General features: G+C 37.5%; 17 protein-coding genes and 1 tRNA gene. 15 read left to right on the top strand and 3 right to left on the bottom strand.

Annotated features, from left to right (window positions below; translation table 11 throughout):
• Positions 1-179 precede the first annotated feature (179 nt).
• The 4 genes from liaF (at position 180) to ACE025_RS09610 (ending at position 3,034) form a co-directional block, all read left to right on the top strand.
• Complete coding sequence (gene liaF, locus ACE025_RS09595; RefSeq protein WP_485939462.1) at positions 180-914, top strand: cell wall-active antibiotics response protein LiaF; 735 nt, start codon at positions 180-182, stop codon at positions 912-914.
• Positions 911-1,987, top strand: coding sequence for a sensor histidine kinase (locus ACE025_RS09600; RefSeq protein ID WP_485939463.1), 1,077 nt, complete (start codon positions 911-913; stop codon positions 1,985-1,987). Before liaF ends, ACE025_RS09600 begins: the two co-directional genes overlap by 4 nt.
• A complete protein-coding gene (locus ACE025_RS09605) occupies positions 1,980-2,612 on the top strand; it encodes a response regulator (protein WP_485940085.1) in 633 nt (210 codons plus the stop codon). The genes ACE025_RS09600 and ACE025_RS09605 overlap by 8 nt, the downstream gene beginning before the upstream one ends.
• Before the next feature lie 125 nt (positions 2,613-2,737).
• Positions 2,738-3,034: a HesB/YadR/YfhF family protein gene (locus tag ACE025_RS09610; RefSeq protein WP_485940087.1), complete on the top strand. Its 297-nt coding sequence runs from the start codon at positions 2,738-2,740 to the stop codon at positions 3,032-3,034.
• A gap of 50 nt (positions 3,035-3,084) precedes the next feature.
• On the opposite strand, the gene rnjA is transcribed toward ACE025_RS09610, so the two are convergent.
• Both rnjA and ACE025_RS09620 read right to left on the bottom strand, forming a co-directional pair.
• Positions 3,085-4,755 carry a ribonuclease J1 gene (rnjA, locus tag ACE025_RS09615; protein WP_485939464.1) on the bottom strand — a complete coding sequence of 557 codons (1,671 nt, stop codon included), beginning with the start codon at positions 4,753-4,755 and terminating at the stop codon, positions 3,085-3,087.
• Positions 4,755-4,970, bottom strand: coding sequence for a DNA-directed RNA polymerase subunit epsilon (locus ACE025_RS09620; RefSeq protein WP_485939465.1), 216 nt, complete (start codon positions 4,968-4,970; stop codon positions 4,755-4,757). Before ACE025_RS09620 ends, rnjA begins: the two co-directional genes overlap by 1 nt.
• 452 nt (positions 4,971-5,422) lie before the next feature.
• Here ACE025_RS09620 and ACE025_RS09625 point away from each other — a divergent pair, with 452 nt between their 5' ends.
• The 4 genes from ACE025_RS09625 to ACE025_RS09640 all read left to right on the top strand — a co-directional run bounded on the left by ACE025_RS09625 (position 5,423) and on the right by ACE025_RS09640 (position 7,779).
• Positions 5,423-6,202 (top strand): Cof-type HAD-IIB family hydrolase, encoded by a 780-nt coding sequence (locus tag ACE025_RS09625; protein ID WP_485939466.1) that lies wholly within the window; start codon positions 5,423-5,425, stop codon positions 6,200-6,202.
• A 35-nt stretch (positions 6,203-6,237) separates the two neighbouring features.
• Positions 6,238-6,780: a DUF1697 domain-containing protein gene (locus tag ACE025_RS09630; RefSeq protein WP_485939467.1), complete on the top strand. Its 543-nt coding sequence runs from the start codon at positions 6,238-6,240 to the stop codon at positions 6,778-6,780.
• Between the two features lie 49 nt (positions 6,781-6,829).
• A tRNA-Ala gene (locus ACE025_RS09635) sits at positions 6,830-6,902 on the top strand.
• A gap of 310 nt (positions 6,903-7,212) precedes the next feature.
• Positions 7,213-7,779, top strand: a complete 567-nt coding sequence (locus ACE025_RS09640; protein ID WP_485939468.1) for a metal-dependent hydrolase — start codon at positions 7,213-7,215, stop codon at positions 7,777-7,779.
• A gap of 36 nt (positions 7,780-7,815) precedes the next feature.
• Here the strand turns inward: ACE025_RS09640 and def are convergent, their stop codons facing one another.
• A complete protein-coding gene (gene def / locus ACE025_RS09645; protein WP_485939469.1) occupies positions 7,816-8,379 on the bottom strand; it encodes a peptide deformylase in 564 nt (187 codons plus the stop codon).
• A gap of 191 nt (positions 8,380-8,570) precedes the next feature.
• Here def and gdhA point away from each other — a divergent pair, with 191 nt between their 5' ends.
• From gdhA to ACE025_RS09680, 7 genes are all read left to right on the top strand, one after another.
• A complete protein-coding gene (gene gdhA, locus ACE025_RS09650) occupies positions 8,571-9,917 on the top strand; it encodes an NADP-specific glutamate dehydrogenase (protein WP_485939470.1) in 1,347 nt (448 codons plus the stop codon).
• A 420-nt stretch (positions 9,918-10,337) separates the two neighbouring features.
• Positions 10,338-11,447 (top strand): pyruvate dehydrogenase (acetyl-transferring) E1 component subunit alpha, encoded by a 1,110-nt coding sequence (pdhA, locus tag ACE025_RS09655; RefSeq protein ID WP_485939471.1) that lies wholly within the window; start codon positions 10,338-10,340, stop codon positions 11,445-11,447.
• A 2-nt stretch (positions 11,448-11,449) separates the two neighbouring features.
• On the top strand, positions 11,450-12,427 hold the full coding sequence (locus ACE025_RS09660; RefSeq protein ID WP_485939472.1) for an alpha-ketoacid dehydrogenase subunit beta: 978 nt from the start codon (positions 11,450-11,452) through the stop codon (positions 12,425-12,427).
• A 153-nt stretch (positions 12,428-12,580) separates the two neighbouring features.
• A complete protein-coding gene (locus tag ACE025_RS09665) occupies positions 12,581-14,212 on the top strand; it encodes a dihydrolipoyllysine-residue acetyltransferase (protein WP_485939473.1) in 1,632 nt (543 codons plus the stop codon).
• 12 nt (positions 14,213-14,224) lie between these two features.
• Positions 14,225-15,631 (top strand): dihydrolipoyl dehydrogenase, encoded by a 1,407-nt coding sequence (gene lpdA / locus ACE025_RS09670; protein ID WP_485939474.1) that lies wholly within the window; start codon positions 14,225-14,227, stop codon positions 15,629-15,631.
• Between the two features lie 178 nt (positions 15,632-15,809).
• Entirely contained in the window at positions 15,810-16,088 is a 279-nt protein-coding gene (locus ACE025_RS09675) for a UPF0223 family protein (RefSeq protein ID WP_485939475.1), read from the top strand.
• A 48-nt stretch (positions 16,089-16,136) separates the two neighbouring features.
• Positions 16,137-16,928: an inositol monophosphatase family protein gene (locus ACE025_RS09680; protein ID WP_485939476.1), complete on the top strand. Its 792-nt coding sequence runs from the start codon at positions 16,137-16,139 to the stop codon at positions 16,926-16,928.
• Positions 16,929-17,080: the final 152 nt, after the last annotated feature.

Here is a 17,080-nt window from a genome sequence, read left to right on the forward strand (position 1 = left end):
CATACAAAATGAACTTAGAACTGCTCTCTAAAAAAGAGCAGTTTTTTCATGCAAAAATAAGACTTTAGTCGTAGTCCGCTTCCTGCTTAAGAACGCTACCGTTCTAGGTAAAAAACGGTATACTAAAGAAAGGAAAATTGCTGCTGAAACAAGTCGCAATAAAAAGGAGTTAGAGTCTAATGAGCAATCACTGGAAATTTTTCTTTGCTGTGGAAGCTGTCTTGATGGTATGGTTTCTTTATCAATTATCCACTAATGTATTTGTAGCTTTGCTGACGATTGCTGGTATCTGGATCCTCATTAGAAATCAACAGTCAAAGAAAGAAAATAAAACCCCGTCTTATGTGCTGGGCGTATTTTTGCTGTTGTTCTCGGCAGTATCTACAAGTGCTTTTTGGCTTATCTTGTTGGTTGCTGTGTTTTTCATCAGTATAAAAGGCCAAGGTGTTTTTAAAAGCGTGAATACAAATGTGTTCAAAAGAGCACCATGGAATGAAAAAGAGATCAAGATCATTGAAACCACAGAATCAACACCCAAAAATGCCAAACGAGTAAAACAAAGATGGATTGGAACCGAAAAAATCGGGAATACCATTTTTGAGTGGGACGACATTAACTTTACATTATTAATGGGAGATACGATCATTGATTTGGGCAACACGGTTTTGCCTAAACTAGAAAGCTACATTGTGATTCGAAAAGGGATAGGTAAGACGCGCGTATTAGTTCCTAAAGGTGTAGGAGTAATGATTGAACACAATGCTCTGATGGGGAATGTATTGTTTGAAGGAGAAGACTATTCTTTAACCAACGAATCGCTAAAAATCTACAGCAAAGAGTATGACAATTCCAATCGCAAGTTGAAAGTCATTACGTCTGTATTGGTTGGAGATTTAGAGGTGATCACTATATGAGCAAAAAAACGATGGGAAAGTTGTTCGTGGCAACTTTTGTGATCATGTTTTTTATTTTATTTTTTGTAACGGCGTCTTTCAGTTATCTTGTTTACCCTGATACATGGTATGTAGAATTACTGACAAAACAGTTTTTTTACTTGCCGATTTTGTTCTATTTGTTTATTATTGCGGGAATTGTAGCTGCGATGGTGGCAGTATACGGTTATCTTTTCATCCAAAAGCGTTCAAAGAAACTGTTGAAAGTGTTGGAAGAAATGTCCAGTGGCAATTATTCGGTAGATATCTACCAGGGTCTGCTGGAGAATGAAACCTATTCTACTGCTACGATTGAAGCGGTAGAAAAAAATCTGGAAAATATTCAAAAGAAGTTGCAAGACCTGTCTCGAGAAGTCCAAAAAAGCAGTAATCTACCTAAGTATGTAGATGGGCAGACAAAAGAACAGATTCTTGAACAAGAACGTCATCGATTAGCTCGCGAGCTGCATGATTCTGTTAGTCAGCAATTATTCGCTGCAATGATGCTGCTGTCAGCATTGAACCAGCAATTAATAGATGCTGATGAAACAACACGTAAACAAATGAATATGATTGAAAAGATCATCAACGAAGCACAGTCTGAAATGAGGGCGTTGCTGCTTCATTTAAGACCGGTCAATTTAGAAGGAAAGACTTTAAAGCAAGGTATCGAACAGTTGTTAAAAGAATTGAGCACTAAGATCCAAATCGAATTGACTTGGTCAATTGCCGACATCAAATTGGCCAAAGGCATTGAAGACCATTTGTTTCGGATCGTTCAAGAGCTGCTCTCCAATACATTAAGGCATGCAAAAGCTAGTGAATTGGAAGTCTATTTAGATGAAATTGATCAAACTTTATCATTAAGAGTAGTAGATGATGGCGTAGGGTTTGATCCGGATAAAAAAACTGCCGGAAGTTACGGCTTGCAGAATATTCGCGAACGTGTTGCGGGAATGGGCGGAACATGTAAAATTATTAGTTTTGCCGGCAAAGGCGCTAGTATAGATATTAAGATTCCAGTCATTAAGGAGAGTGAAATCAATGATGATTAAAGTCCTTTTAGTAGATGATCATGAAATGGTACGTCTTGGTTTGTCTTCGTATCTTACGATTCAACCAGATATCGAAGTTATCGGAGAAGCGGAAAATGGTAAAGTAGGGTATGAAAAAGCCTTAGCCTTGAGACCAGATATTATTTTGATGGATTTAGTAATGGATGAGATGAATGGTATCGAATCCACTCAAAAAATTTTAAAAGAGTGGCCGGAAGCTAAAATTATTATTTTAACCAGTTTTATTGACGATGAAAAAGTCTATCCTGCGTTAAAAGCAGGCGCATCAAGTTATTTGCTAAAGACGTCAACAGCACATGATATTGCAGCAGCCATTCGCAATACATATAAAGGCGAATCGGTATTGGAACCTGAAGTGACTGGGAAAATGATGGAACGTTTTTCCAAAAAGGAAGAGCATAAATTGCACGATGACTTAACGAGCCGTGAAAAAGAGATTTTGTTATTGATCGCCCAAGGAAGATCCAATCAAGATATAGCCGACGAACTATTTATCACTTTAAAAACCGTTAAAACTCACGTATCAAATATTTTATCTAAATTACAAGTAGAGGATCGTACTCAAGCCACTATTTATGCTTTTAAAAACCAGTTAATCAAATGAAAGCGTCATTTCGAGAAAAAAATTATAGCTGTTTCTTCTGAGTGTAAATTCTTATTGTCTGTGATACACTTGAGATAAGTATTTAGTTGAGAGGGGGATCACAGGCTTGCCTGTGTGAATAAATGATGAAAATCGACATTACAAAAGGTGCCCAAGAATGGTTCAATACAGAATTAGGGTTAACGGAAGGTTCAGGAATTCGTTTTTCAGGAAAAGTGTATGGGAAGACTGAAGTACATGAAGGCTTTTCAGTTGGGATGGCAGTGGCTCAACCTGGAGACAACGTCATGGCTTCTACAAAAATTGACGGTGTGACTTATTATGTCAATGAGTCAGACGATTGGTTTTTTAATGGCTATGATTTAGAAGTAGATTATGACGCTAAAAGAGATGAACCAGTCTACCATTTTATAGAACAATAAAAAACCAAATAAAAAAGGAATCGAGAAATCGATTCCTTTTTTATTTGGTTTTAAACCGGCATGATGATCGGTAAAATCATCGGATTTCTTTCAGTACGTTCGTACAAGAAAGGTTTCAAGCTTTGAATGATTTCGTTTTTAACAGAATGCTCTGTAACCGAATCTTTTTTTAATTCTTTAACAATACTGCGAGAAACAACACTTTGCGCATCGTGAATCAATTTACCTGATTCACGCATATAGATGAAGCCTCGTGAAAGGATATCTGGACCAGCTAATACTTGACCAGATTTAAAGTCGATCGTTACGACTACGACTAGTAAACCTTCTTCAGATAACAACTTACGGTCTCGTAAAACAACGTTTCCGATATCACCGATACCTTTACCGTCCACATAAACATCACCAGCTTCAAAATGACCAGCTAATCGTGCTGAATCTGGAGTCAAAGCAATAACGTCTCCATTTTCTACGATAAAACAGTTTTCTTTAGGTATACCTGTTTCTTCAGCTAGACCGGCATGGATTTTTTGCATACGATATTCCCCGTGAATAGGGATGAAGTATTTTGGTTTCATTAAACGTAACATCAATTTTTGTTCTTGCTGACCACCATGACCAGAAGTGTGGATGTTGTTCAGTTTACCATGAATAACATTTGCTCCAGCTTCTGATAATAAGTTGATCAAGCGATTGATGCTGGTAGTGTTACCAGGAATAGGTGAACTTGAAAAGATAACTGTATCTCCTGGTTGAATCTGAATCTGACGGTGAGTGCCGTTAGCAATTCTGCTTAAAGCAGCCATCGGTTCACCTTGAGAACCAGTACATAGAATGATTGTTTCGTTAGCCGGATAACGATTGATTTCTCTTTGGTCTACAAATATTTCTTCAGGAGCAGTAATGTAGCCCAGTTCACGACCTGTCACCACAGAAGATTCCATGCTTCGACCAAAAACAGCTATTTTTCGTCCTGTTTTAATCGCAGCATTGGCTACTTGTTGCAGACGAGAAATGTTTGAAGCGAAAGTGGCGAATATAATCCGTCCTTCAACTTTCTGCATAAGGCTGGTAATTGAATCGCCGACCACGTTTTCAGATTTTGTAAAGCTTGGTATTTCTGCATTTGTACTATCAGAAAGGAGAGCCAGTACTCCTTCATCCCCGATTTTTGCCATACGGTGTAAATCAGCAGGTTCGCCAACAGGAGTAAAATCAAATTTATAATCTCCCGTATGAACAACATTACCTGATGGAGTCTTTACAATAATTCCATATGCTTCTGGAATACTGTGAGTAGTGCGGTAGAAACTCACGCTTGTCTTACGGAATTTGATTACATCATGCTCATCGATTTTGTGCAATTCAGCATCACGCAACAAACCACGTTCGTTTAATTTATTTTGGATCAATGCGTAAGCTAAAGGTCCAGCATAAATTGGTATGTTAACTTGTTGTAATAAGAAAGGAATCCCACCAATATGATCTTCATGACCATGAGTGATAAACAATCCTTTTATTTTATTGATATTTTGAACAATATAACTATAGTCAGGAATAACATAATCGATTCCTAACAAATCATCCTCAGGAAATTTAACCCCAGCATCAATCAAAATAATTTCATCTTGGAATTGAACACCATAAGTGTTTTTCCCAATCTCACCTAATCCCCCAATGGCAAATACAGCCGTCTCATTATTTTTTATGTTTGGTTTCATTAGTTGAACTCCGTTAATGCGAAATCCGGATTTTTTTGTTCATAAGCTAAATGTGCTTGATCTAATGGTTGAACAAATTCAATATTATAGGGGGTATTTTTTTCAACCAAAGCACGAGCATCTACATCAGATTCTGCCTCTATATATAAAGATTTAGTATCTTCTCTTTTTGGGTTTGTTGCTTTACTTTCTTGGTAAGTGACTTTAAAAATCATGTTTTATTCTCTCCTTTAAACTTTCTTCTTTTAATATAAATTAATAAAGCTATTTAAATAATACTTAAAATGAAACACATTAAATTTGGGTACAAAAAATAAACTATTTTTGATAAAAAAGATTGATTTATCTGTTAAATGCACATTTTTTCTCCCGAACTGGTTGCTGTGGTATACCACAACGGCTATAAATAGTTTAACACAGTTTATGAATTAAGTATAGAATGGAAGGTTTGATGCCATAACATTTAAGCGATTCCTTGAGCATGATTATTATAGAAAAGGTTTCTTTTGGAAAAGATGAAATAGCCGGATGATTCTAGATTGTTTTTTAGAAGACTACATTCTTGTTATTCAAAAAGTAAAAGGTTTTCAAAAACAACTTTTCTTTTGTAAGATTATTCGATAGAATAAGAGAGAAGAGTGTTCAAGAAAGCAGGTAACGTATACTTATGAAGAAAAAAATTCTTTTTTTTGATATTGACGGAACTTTATTGACTGATGAGAAGAAGGTGCTGCCCAGCACAAAAGCAGCATTGAAACGGTTGCAAGCTGATGGGCATGAAGTCGCGATCGCAACAGGCAGAAATTATACAATGGCAAAAACGGTGATCGATGAATTAGAGTTGCAAAATTACATCGTCTGCAATGGAGCTGCAGGATTTTTCCATGATGAATTAGTATATGAGAATGTACTGGATCCGATTGAATTTGAGAAGATGCTGCAATTAGCGGATAAAAAGGAACATCAAGTGGTTTACGAAACACCTTATAAATTAAGAAGACGTAGCGAGGCGATCGATATACGCATCAAGACGGCTATGGAGGCAGTAGGATTCGGTGTACCGAAATGGGACAATGAATTTTATAAAGAAAATAAATTGTCACAGGCGTTGATTTTCTATCGCGAAGAAGAAAAAGACATTTATGAGAATGGGCAATTTTCTAAGTTGAAATTTGTTCGTTGGCACGATACAGGAGTAGATGTGTTGCCTCGTGATGGTTCAAAAGCCGCTACTATTTTAGAGTTTTCTGATAACCAAGGATTTAAACGCGAAGATATCATTGCTTTTGGAGACGGGTTAAATGATTTAGAGATGATCTCACAAGTAGGTGTAGGAGTCGCGATGGGGAATGCCTTGGAATCAATCAAGTTAAGAGCAGATAAAGTCACTTCCAATAATAATGAAGATGGAATCGCAATAGCTTTGAAAGAAATGGGATTGATTTAACTTACTTTTCTGATTTGTAAGGAAGGTTGGATAAAATGAAGTATATCGCATTGCTTAGAGGAATAAACGTTGGCGGGAAAAATCGAGTACCGATGAAAGAATTACAGAATAGTTTTCTTGATGCTGGATTTACTCATGTTCAAACGTACATCAATAGTGGTAATGTGTTGTTCGAGGCTGAAGAAGAGTTAGATGAGAAAGTCCTTCAAGAAGATTGCCAAACCATTATTCAAACTTCTTTTGGATTTCCTGTAGCGGTAGCTATTTTATCTGTTCAAAATTTATCTCAATCTTTACGTCAGGGTCCAGAATGGTGGGGAAAAGACCCTCAAGAAAAACACAATGCTTTATTTACTATATTCCCTGCAACGGCAGATGAAATCATGTCTGAAATAGGAGAAGTTAATGTTGAAGCAGAAAAAATCTACTGCTCTGAAATGATTATTTTCTGGAGTTCTTCGATTCAGCACTACAGCAAAACAAAGTTCTCAAAAATAGTAGGAACCAAACCATACCAAAAAGTCACGATACGAAATGCAAATACGACTAAGAAAATAGTTCTCTTAGGGACACAGTAAAATGATCAACTGTTTTTCAATGGTCTTATCATTGAATGAACAGTTTTCCGGGGGTATAGCTCAGTTGGGAGAGCGCTACGCTGGCAGCGTAGAGGTCAGGGGTTCGAGCCCCCTTATCTCCATAAAGTAATCGAAAAGTCTTTAATCCATCTTGAAAATGGGTTGAAGACTTTTTTTGTTTTACAACTAGTTCTTCATTACAACCAAATGACTATAAAAGTTAGAGTAATTCACTAATGATTATGATACAATAGAACGTGTGTTCCCTGTTTCGAGAGACGAATTCTCGTTGCTGGAGTGCATATTTCTGTGTTGAAAGGTGTTTTAATTCAGATTCCTGAAATGCAAAAATTATTTTGAACATCTCCTTTTGACAGTAGTGGCGAGAGTCGTATGGAAAAGCATGGTGTTTATCATTTGAAAGGAGAAAAAATGCGTTACAAAACACATTTAGCTGTCACTTACGCTGTTTCATTGCCTATGCTGGCTTCTTCGGATGCTTTGACATTAGGCAATTTAGCAGCGGTGGGAGTAGGTGCGTTGTTTCCGGATATCGATCACCCTGGATCGTTTATTGGAACACGCATGCCGATTATAAGTGATGGGATGAGGAAGTTGTTTGGTCATAGAGGTATCGTTCATTCATTAGCAGGAGCTATTTTTTTTACAGCACTTGTCAGAATGCTGCTCACTGGTCTTGATTTGCCGATGGATTGGGCAACGTGGTTTTTAATGGGTTTTCTGGCTCATTTAGTAGAAGATTCTTTTTCAAAATACGGTATAGCTTGGCTGCAGCCTATTTACAATAAAAATATCCAATTTGGTTTTAAACGAATCTATTACACGACCGGTGGAGTAAGCGAACTAATCATATTTACTGTTGCATCCGCAATTATTCTGTATCAAATTTTACAACTAGATCTGTTTGCACACCTCGCTTTTCCTTTTTTAGAATTTCAAAATGTTATAAATCAGATCAGAAACACTTATTTTATATAAAGAAAAAGGAGCCGGGTGTTTCCTGGCTCCTTTTTCTTATGAAATAATATTGACACCTTCATCTAATTGATAAGGATTTTCTTCGTTGATCCGGTCGTAAAACATAACGCCGTTCAAATGGTCGATTTCGTGCTGAACAACCATTGCAGCATAGTTTTTCAAGCGGATTTTTTGTTTTTCGCCGTTTAAATCATAGTAAGTTACTGTGATTCTGCTGTGACGTGGTACGTAACCGGGGACGTCACGATCTACTGATAAGCATCCTTCGCCTTCAGCTAAACAAGAAGATTGAACAGAGTGGCTGACGATTTTAGGGTTTACCATTACATCGCTTAAGATGTATTCATCACTATCTTCTTCAATTCCTGGAATGTGAACTGCCATCATACGAATAGATTGATCGACTTGAGGCGCGGCTAAACCGACACCGGCTCTTAGTTTATATTTTTCTGCTAATTCAGGATCTTGACTATTCACTAAGAATTCCATCATTTCATGACCTAAATCAATCACTTCTTTAGATAATGGTAATTCTACTTCTTTAGCTACTAAACGAAGAGTAGGATGGCCTTCTCGAATAATGTCTTTCATTGTAATCATTGATCATTCACTCCTACTTAATATTAATAGTACTATTTTAATGGTTGTAAAACTAACTTTCAACCTATCTATTTTAACAGGATTACTTAAAGAATGCACGAGGATTTCTTCTTTTTATCTGTATAAAAATGTGCGATAATAAAAAAGTTATAAATGTATCATCATTTTTTAATGAAACAAGGAGGACTAATATGTCAGAGGCTAAGCAATATATTGAGCAGATTTACCAAGAAGTAAAGGAAAGAGATTCTCAGCAACCCGAGTTTTTACAGGCTGTTCATGAATTTTTCTATTCTATTGAGCCTGTGTTGTCAGCACATCCCGAATTCATTAAAGAGAATATTTTAGGTCGTATAGTAGAGCCTGAACGAATCATCCAATTTAGAGTTCCTTGGGTGACGGACCAAGGAGAAGTAAAAATCAACAGAGCTTTTCGTGTGCAATTCAATTCTGCCATCGGACCTTATAAAGGCGGATTGAGATTCCATCCCACTGTTGATCAAAGTATCGTGAAATTTTTGGGCTTTGAGCAAATCTTTAAAAATAGTCTGACTGGACTTCCAATTGGTGGAGGAAAAGGCGGAAGCGATTTTGATCCTAAAGGAAAATCGGATGCTGAAGTAATGCGTTTTTGTCAAAGTTTGATGACAGAGTTGCAAAAATACATTGGTCCAGATATGGATGTCCCAGCTGGAGACATTGGTGTAGGGGCTAGAGAAATCGGATACTTATATGGACAGTACAAAAAATTGAACGGTTCATTGAACGGTGTGTTGACTGGAAAACCTCTATTATATGGAGGAAGCATCGGGAGAACGGAAGCAACTGGTTACGGACTGGTTTATTTTACAAAAGCTATGTTGGAAGACGCGAAGAAAAGTTTTAAACAACAACGCGTCATCGTTTCTGGAAGTGGAAATGTAGCAACTTACGCCATGGAAAAAGTTCACGAGTATGAAGGAGTAGTAATTGCTTGTTCTGATTCTGACGGGTACATCATTGATGAAGAAGGAATCGATATCGAATTAGTAAAAGATATCAAAGAAAATAGACGTGGCCGTATTTCTGAATACGTAAGCGACCATCCAAACGCTGCTTACTATGAAGGAAATGTGTGGAATCATAAAATCAGCTATGACATAGCATTGCCGTGTGCTACACAAAATGAAATCACTAAGGACGCTGCAAGTACCATCCTTGAAAATGGCGTGTACGCTGTTGCTGAAGGAGCGAATATGCCGACAGACTTAGAAAGTACAAAATTATTCCAAGAAGCTGGTGTGCTGTTTGGACCGGCTAAAGCCGCAAATGCCGGAGGAGTAGCAGTTTCGGCACTAGAAATGTCTCAAAACAGTCAGCGTCTAAGCTGGACTTTAGAGGATGTAGACCATCGATTAAAAAGTATTATGGAAAATATCTACAAGCAAGTCAGTGAAACGGCTAAGGAATATGGAGTAGAAGGCGATTTTGCAGCTGGCGCGAATATAGCTGGTTTTTATAAAGTAGCTAATGCAATGGTAAGTCAAGGAATCGTTTAATCAAAAAAGAAGCGCGAATTGTTGCGCTTCTTTTTTTTGTAGTTTGTTTTAGTTTTTAAAACAAGTACAGTTGTGTGAAAAATAGTACAGAGATTATCTGTTTGTGTAACAGATTTTAATTCGAAAAAATGGCGAAAAAATTGTGGAGTTATAAGCATCAGCTTAAAAAAGAGAACGCTTTACTTTGTTTAAATTGTGAATACGTTCATTTGTCTGAAATAGAATAGTGCTTTAAAAAGGAATAGAAAGCGTTATTACTCTATTTTATATGAATGTTTATAATCCTTAGATTAAGTGCTTGCAAATTAGCGTAAAGAATGATAGATTTGTATAGTAAACGAAATAAATTGATACAGTTTCGAAAACCTGTATTAATTTTTTAAAAAATTATACTGTTTAAAAGAGAGGAATGGGTAATAAATGGCTAACAATAAACAACCTGTAGATTATGAAGCGTTGTTAAGTGCAATTGATGCTGCTTATCCAATGGTACAAATCTTAGACAAGGATGGAAATGTCGTAAACGAAGACATTATGCCTGAATTAACTGATGATCAGTTAGTAGAATTAATGGAGAAAATGGTGTGGTCACGTACGTTACATGAACGTTCAATGGCTTTAGCTCGTCAAGGACGTTTAGGTTTCTACGCACCGACTGCAGGTCAAGAAGCTTCTCAACTTGCAAGTCATTATGCATTTACTAAAGAAGACTGGTTATTCCCTGGTTACCGTGATATCCCACAATTGATCCAACACGGATTACCTGTAAGCCAAGCTTTCTTATGGTCTAGAGGACACGTTGAAGGAAACAACTATCCTGAAACATTGAGAGCGATGCCTCCTCAAATTATTATCGGAGCTCAAATTATCCAAGCAATGGGTAGTGCAGTAGGACAAAAATTAAATGGCGATAACGCTGTTTCATTCACTTATACTGGTGATGGCGGTTCTTCACAGGGAGACTTCTACGAAGGTTTGAATTATGCAAGCCGTTACAAAGCTCCAATCGTGTTTTACATCCAAAACAACGGTTACGCTATTTCGACTCCACGTGAAAAACAAACAGGCGCTACAACTTTAGCTCAAAAAGCAGCTGCAGTTGGAATCCCAGGTATCCAAGTAGACGGTATGGATCCATTGGCAGTTTACGCTGTATCTAAACAAGCGAGAGATTGGGCTTTAGCAGGAAATGGTCCTGTTTTAATTGAAACAGTTACTTCTCGTTTCGGTCCTCACTCAACTTCTGGAGACGACCCATCAATCTACCGTGATCAAGAAGGTATTGACTACTGGGCACAACGCGATCCATTGATCCGTTTCCGTAATTTCTTAACTGAAAAAGGTCTTTGGTCAGAAGAAAAAGAAACTGCTTTTATTGAAAAAACACAAGAAGAAATCAAAGAAGCTGCTAAAGAAGCAGATAAAGCACCTAAGCAAAAAATCTCTAGTTTCTTGAAAAACATGTACGAAGTACCTGGTCAAGTAACTCAAGAGCAAATTGCGAAGTATGAAGCAAAGGAGAGTAAATAATCATGGCACAAAAAACAATGATTCAAGCGATCACTGAAGCGCTAGATCAAGAAATGGCACAAGACAATAAAGTGATGATTTTTGGTGAAGACGTTGGTAAAAACGGTGGAGTTTTCCGTGCTACTACAGGTCTTAGCGAAAAATATGGTGAAGATCGCGTAAGTGATACTCCACTATCTGAATCTGCGATTGGTGGAATGGCTATTGGTTTAGCTCTTCAAGGATTCCGCCCGGTACCAGAAATCCAATTTATTGGTTTTATTTTTGAAGTAATGGACTCTATTGTAGCTCAAGCAGCTCGTACTCGTTACCGTATGGGCGGTACTCGTACTATGCCGATTACTTTCCGTATGCCGTTTGGTGGGGGAGTTCATACACCGGAATTGCATGCTGATAACTTAGAAGGTTTGTTCACACAAACACCAGGTTTGAAAGTTGTTGTTCCATCAAACCCTTATGATGCAAAAGGATTGTTGACAGCTTCTATTCGTGACAACGACCCAGTTGTATTCTTAGAACACATGAGACTTTACCGTTCATTCCGTGACGAAGTTCCCGAAGAACAATACACTGTTCCTCTAGGTAAAGCTGCTGTTACTCGGGAAGGTAAAGACGTTTCTATTATCACTTATGGAGCTATGGTTCGTGAATCATTAAAAGCTGCAGATGAATTAGAAAAAGAAGGTATCTCAGCAGAAATCATCGACTTAAGAACGATTTCTCCATTAGATATCGAAACAATCATTGCTTCAGTTGAAAAAACTGGCCGTGTAGTAGTTGTTCAAGAAGCTCAACGCCAAGCTGGTGTAGGTCCAACAGTTATTTCTGAAATCTCGCAACGTGCTGTGTTATCTCTTGAAGCTCCAGTTGGATTTGTAGCAGCTCCTGATACGATTTTCCCATTCGGTTTAGCTGAAGATGACTGGAACGTTAACTCAAAAGATATTTTTGAACAAGTTAAAGAAACTGTAAACTTCTAATTTTAAAAGTGTCATTGCTTTTCTAAACGGAAGATTTTTAATAGAATATGAATGAATGGCTTTAACATTGAAGTGGAAGGAGGCATTCATTCATATTATTCATCTTACAAAAAGTTTAAAACTACAGTGATAGAGAGAAAGGAAGAAATAAACATGGCTTTCAAATTTAAAATGCCAGACGTTGGCGAAGGAATGGCAGAAGGCGAAATCGTAAAATGGTTAGTCGCTGAAGGAGATACAGTACAAGAAGAAGATTCAGTTGCTGAAATCCAAAACGACAAATCAGTTGAAGAGATTGCTACTCCAGTTTCTGGAACAATCAAAAAAATCTTAGTACCTGAAGGAACAGTAGCAACTGTTGGAGATGTATTGATCGAAATCGATGCACCAGGACATGAAGATGAAGAAGAAGACGTAGCAGCATCTACTCCAGCTTCACCTGCAAACGAAGAAAAAGCTGCTGATCCAGCAACTTCTGGTTCGACAGGTTCTTCAATCTACAAATTTAAAATGCCAGACGTTGGTGAAGGAATGGCAGAAGGCGAGATCGTAAAATGGTTGATTGCTGAAGGGGACACAATTGAAGAAGAAGATTCAATTGCTGAAATCCAAAACGACAAATCAGTTGAAGAAATTGCTTCTCCAGTTTCTGGAACAGTTAAAAGCATCTTAGTTTCAGAAGGAACAGTAGCTACAGTCGGCGACGTCCTTATTGAAATCGATGTTCCGGGATACGTTGACGAATCAACTCCAGCAGCTGAAACTTCTGCTGCATCATCAACTGAAAGTAAACCAGCTCCATCAACACCTCAAACTGGTGAGCGCAACGAACGTGTACTAGCTATGCCTTCAGTTCGGCAATTTGCTCGTGAAAATGACGTAGATATTGCTTTAGTTACTCCATCTGGTAAAGGCGGACGTACAACTAAAGAAGACGTGCAGAGCTTTATGTCAGGCGAAACTGCTGCTCCAGCTAAAAAAGAAACAGCTGAAGTTACTGAAGCTGCCGCAACTCCAGCAGCAAAAGAAAGCAAAAAAGAAGCTGCACCAGCTGCACAACCATTCACTTCTTCTATGGGCGAAGCAGAAACTCGCGAAAAAATGACACCAACAAGAAAAGCTATTGCTAAAGCAATGGTAAACAGCAAACACACTGCTCCTCATGTTACGTTGCATGACGAAGTTGAAGTTTCTCAATTATGGGATCACCGTAAGAAATTCAAAGCAGTTGCTGCTGAAAAAGGAACAAAACTTACTTTCTTACCATATGTAGTTAAAGCATTGGCAGCTACAGTTAAAGCATTCCCAGTAATGAATGCTTCTATCGATGATGCATCTCAAGAAATTGTATATAAAAACTACATCAACATTGGTATCGCAACAGATACTGATAACGGTCTATATGTACCAAACGTTAAAAATGCTGATGCAAAAGGTATGTTTACAATTGCAGATGAAATTAATGACAAAGCAGCTCAAGCTCACGAAGGTAAATTAGCTGCAGCAGACATGAGAAACGGTTCAATCTCAATCAGTAACATTGGTTCAGTTGGCGGCGGCTGGTTCACACCGGTTATCAACTACCCTGAAGTAGCTATCTTAGGTGTGGGTACAATCACGCAACAACCGATCGTTAACGCTGAGGGTGAAATTGCTGTTGGACGTGTAATGAAACTTTCATTAAGTTTTGACCACCGTATTGTCGATGGAGCAACTGCTCAAAAAGCAATGAACAACATTAAGAGATTATTAGCAGATCCAGAATTGTTATTAATGGAAGGTTAAGGTGAAAACTAAATGGTAGTAGGAGATTTCGCATTAGAATTAGACACAGTTGTTGTAGGTTCAGGACCAGGCGGATATGTTGCGGCTATCCGCGCTGCACAATTAGGACAGAAAGTAGCAATCGTTGAGAGAGAATATATCGGCGGAGTTTGTTTAAACGTTGGTTGTATTCCTTCTAAAGCATTGATCAGTGCTGGCCATCGTTATCAAGAAGCTTTAGATTCATCAGTATTTGGTGTTACTACAGAGAATGTCACTCTTGATTTTACTAAAACTCAAGAATGGAAAGACAACAAAGTAGTGAACACATTAACTAGCGGTATCGAAATGTTGCTTAAAAAGAATAAAGTAGAAATTTTACGTGGAGAAGCATATTTCAACAATGATCATACCATGCGTGTAATGACTGAAATGAGTGCACAAACATACACGTTCAAAAACGCTATTATCGCAACAGGTAGTCGCCCAATCGAAATCAAAGGATTTAAATTCGGCGGACGTGTAATCGATTCAACTGGTGGTTTGAACCTTAAAGAAGTTCCTAAGAAATTAGTTGTTGTAGGTGGAGGTTATATCGGTAGTGAATTAGCTGGTGCTTATGCTAACTTAGGTGCTGAAGTAACAATTCTTGAAGGTATGAACACTATTTTAGGTGGTTTCGAAAAAGACGTTGTTAAATTAGTTGAAAAGAATTTTAAAACTAAAGGTGTTAAAGTTGTAACTAGTGCTATGGCTAAAGAAGCTGTACAAACAGACAACGGAGTTACAGTTAAATATGAAGCAAACGGTAAAGAAGAATCAATCGATGCTGATTACGTAATGGTAACTGTAGGCCGTCGTCCAAATACAGATGAATTAGGTTTAGAAGCTGCTGGTGTCAACATGACCGAACGCGGATTAGTTGAAGTTGACGAACAAGGACGTACAAGTGTAGATCATATCTTCGCTATTGGAGATATCGTACCTGGTCCAGCTCTAGCTCACAAAGCAAGTTATGAAGCAAAAGTAGCTGCTGAAGCTATTTCTGGTAAAAAAGTTGCTGTTGATTATCGTGCTATGCCGGCTGTTGCATTTACGGATCCTGAAATTGCGATCGTTGGATTAAATGAAAAAGAAGCAAAAGAAAAAGGTTTAGATGTTAAAGCATTTAAATTCCCGCTAGCTGGTAATGGTCGTGCTCTTTCTCTAAACGCAACTGAAGGATTTGTTCGTTTAGTTGTTACTAAAGAAGACAACGTTATTGTTGGTGCTCAAGTTGCAGGAGTAAGTGCAAGTGACTTGATTGCTGAGTTAGGTTTAGCAATTGAAAGTGGAATGAATGCAGAAGATATTTCAATGACAATCCATGCTCACCCAACTTTAGGTGAATCTGTTATGGATGCAGCTGAAGCAGCTTTAGGAATGCCAATTCATATGTAAAAAGTAAATTATCGTATATTACGGATAAACACTATAAGAGAAACTGGAATCATGATTCCAGTTTCTCTTTTTCATTTTACATAGATCAAAAGTTCAAGAAAGCAATATATCTCAAATTTTGGTATAATAGAAAAAGAAGAAAAAAATGGACAATAAATAAATAAATGAGGTTGGTAAGATGAAAAACAGTTATGAATACCCGCTAGACTATGATTGGACACGAGATGAAATGGTAAACGTCGTAGATCTATGGCGTTTAGTAGAGTTGGCCTATGAAACTGGAATAGACAGAGAAGAGTTTTTAGCTCAGTATGCGTTATTTAAAAAAGTTATTCCTTCTAAAGGAGAAGAAAAAAGATGGGGTAACAAATTCGAAGATATTTCAGGTTATTCTTTGTACCGAGTAGTCAAAGCTGCAAAAGAGGGTACAAACAAAACAATAAAAATAAAAATATAAATATAAATATAAATGTATGCTAAGTCATGGAATGAAAAAGAAAGGGTGATGGGTTTGGAACAAATCAATAAAAGAAATGAACTGATTACACAATGGGTGCTTGAAGCTGGGAAAACAATTAAAGACTCTTTTGAAAAGAACATCCAAGTAGAAGAGAAGTCGAATCGAAATGATTTAGTTACGGAAATGGACAAGAAAACAGAGGAAATGTTGATCGAAAATATTCGCCAGCATTTTCCTAATGAACGAATCTTTGCAGAAGAAAGTGACAATGAAGAGATAAAAGACTTGGATGGGATAGTTTGGATCATCGACCCTATTGATGGAACTTTGAATTTTGTAAAACAACAAAATGACTTTGCTGTTATGATAGCTGTATATGAAGATGGCGTTGGACAGATGGCTTATATTTATGATGTGATGAAAGATGAATTGTACAGTGCAATCAAAGGTCAAGGAGCTAGTTGTAATGGACAACCTATCGGAACTGTGCAAAATCTTCCGTTAAAAGATGGTCTGGTCGCTATCAGCAGCTTGTTGTTGTCTGGAAAAAATGAGGCTATTCGCCAAGTGGCTCGCAAAAGTAATGGAGTCAGAATGATCGGGTCAGCCGGGTTAGAAACATTATATGTCAGTTCTGGCAGATTAGTAGCGTATATTGCTGCTTCACTAGCCCCGTGGGACATTGCTGCTGGAAAATTGATTGCAGAAGAAGTTGGTTTAATATACACACAAGCTAACGGCGAAAAAATCGATTTATTGAAAAAGAATCCGGTAGTTGTAGCTACACCGGCTGCTCATCAAGAAATTATTCAGCATTTGGCTGAAAAAGAAAGCTGAGACAAAGTAAAATAAAACAGTCTTTGTCTATTATAAGAAGTTAGAGCCTAGAGTATGAAAAAAAAGAAAGTTTTTCTTTTCAAACACTCTGTAAAGTGTTACACTAGGAAAGTTGAAAGTTGAACCTTGTACGTTTTCATAGCGTTTTCATT

Source organism: Desemzia sp. AGC72, assembly GCF_057334175.1.

Excerpts from the sequence above, each read along its gene's own strand:
- liaF (WP_485939462.1), top strand. The coding sequence starts at position 180 with ATGAGCAATCACTGGAAATTTTTCTTTGCTGTGGAAGCTGTCTTGATG.
- ACE025_RS09600 (WP_485939463.1), top strand. The coding sequence starts at position 911 with ATGAGCAAAAAAACGATGGGAAAGTTGTTCGTGGCAACTTTTGTGATC.
- ACE025_RS09605 (WP_485940085.1), top strand. The coding sequence starts at position 1,980 with ATGATTAAAGTCCTTTTAGTAGATGATCATGAAATGGTACGTCTTGGT.
- ACE025_RS09610 (WP_485940087.1), top strand. The coding sequence starts at position 2,738 with ATGAAAATCGACATTACAAAAGGTGCCCAAGAATGGTTCAATACAGAA.
- rnjA (WP_485939464.1), bottom strand. The coding sequence starts at position 4,755 with ATGAAACCAAACATAAAAAATAATGAGACGGCTGTATTTGCCATTGGG.
- ACE025_RS09620 (WP_485939465.1), bottom strand. The coding sequence starts at position 4,970 with ATGATTTTTAAAGTCACTTACCAAGAAAGTAAAGCAACAAACCCAAAA.
- ACE025_RS09625 (WP_485939466.1), top strand. The coding sequence starts at position 5,423 with ATGAAGAAAAAAATTCTTTTTTTTGATATTGACGGAACTTTATTGACT.
- ACE025_RS09630 (WP_485939467.1), top strand. The coding sequence starts at position 6,238 with ATGAAGTATATCGCATTGCTTAGAGGAATAAACGTTGGCGGGAAAAAT.
- ACE025_RS09640 (WP_485939468.1), top strand. The coding sequence starts at position 7,213 with ATGCGTTACAAAACACATTTAGCTGTCACTTACGCTGTTTCATTGCCT.
- def (WP_485939469.1), bottom strand. The coding sequence starts at position 8,379 with ATGATTACAATGAAAGACATTATTCGAGAAGGCCATCCTACTCTTCGT.
- gdhA (WP_485939470.1), top strand. The coding sequence starts at position 8,571 with ATGTCAGAGGCTAAGCAATATATTGAGCAGATTTACCAAGAAGTAAAG.
- pdhA (WP_485939471.1), top strand. The coding sequence starts at position 10,338 with ATGGCTAACAATAAACAACCTGTAGATTATGAAGCGTTGTTAAGTGCA.
- ACE025_RS09660 (WP_485939472.1), top strand. The coding sequence starts at position 11,450 with ATGGCACAAAAAACAATGATTCAAGCGATCACTGAAGCGCTAGATCAA.
- ACE025_RS09665 (WP_485939473.1), top strand. The coding sequence starts at position 12,581 with ATGGCTTTCAAATTTAAAATGCCAGACGTTGGCGAAGGAATGGCAGAA.
- lpdA (WP_485939474.1), top strand. The coding sequence starts at position 14,225 with ATGGTAGTAGGAGATTTCGCATTAGAATTAGACACAGTTGTTGTAGGT.
- ACE025_RS09675 (WP_485939475.1), top strand. The coding sequence starts at position 15,810 with ATGAAAAACAGTTATGAATACCCGCTAGACTATGATTGGACACGAGAT.
- ACE025_RS09680 (WP_485939476.1), top strand. The coding sequence starts at position 16,137 with ATGGGTTTGGAACAAATCAATAAAAGAAATGAACTGATTACACAATGG.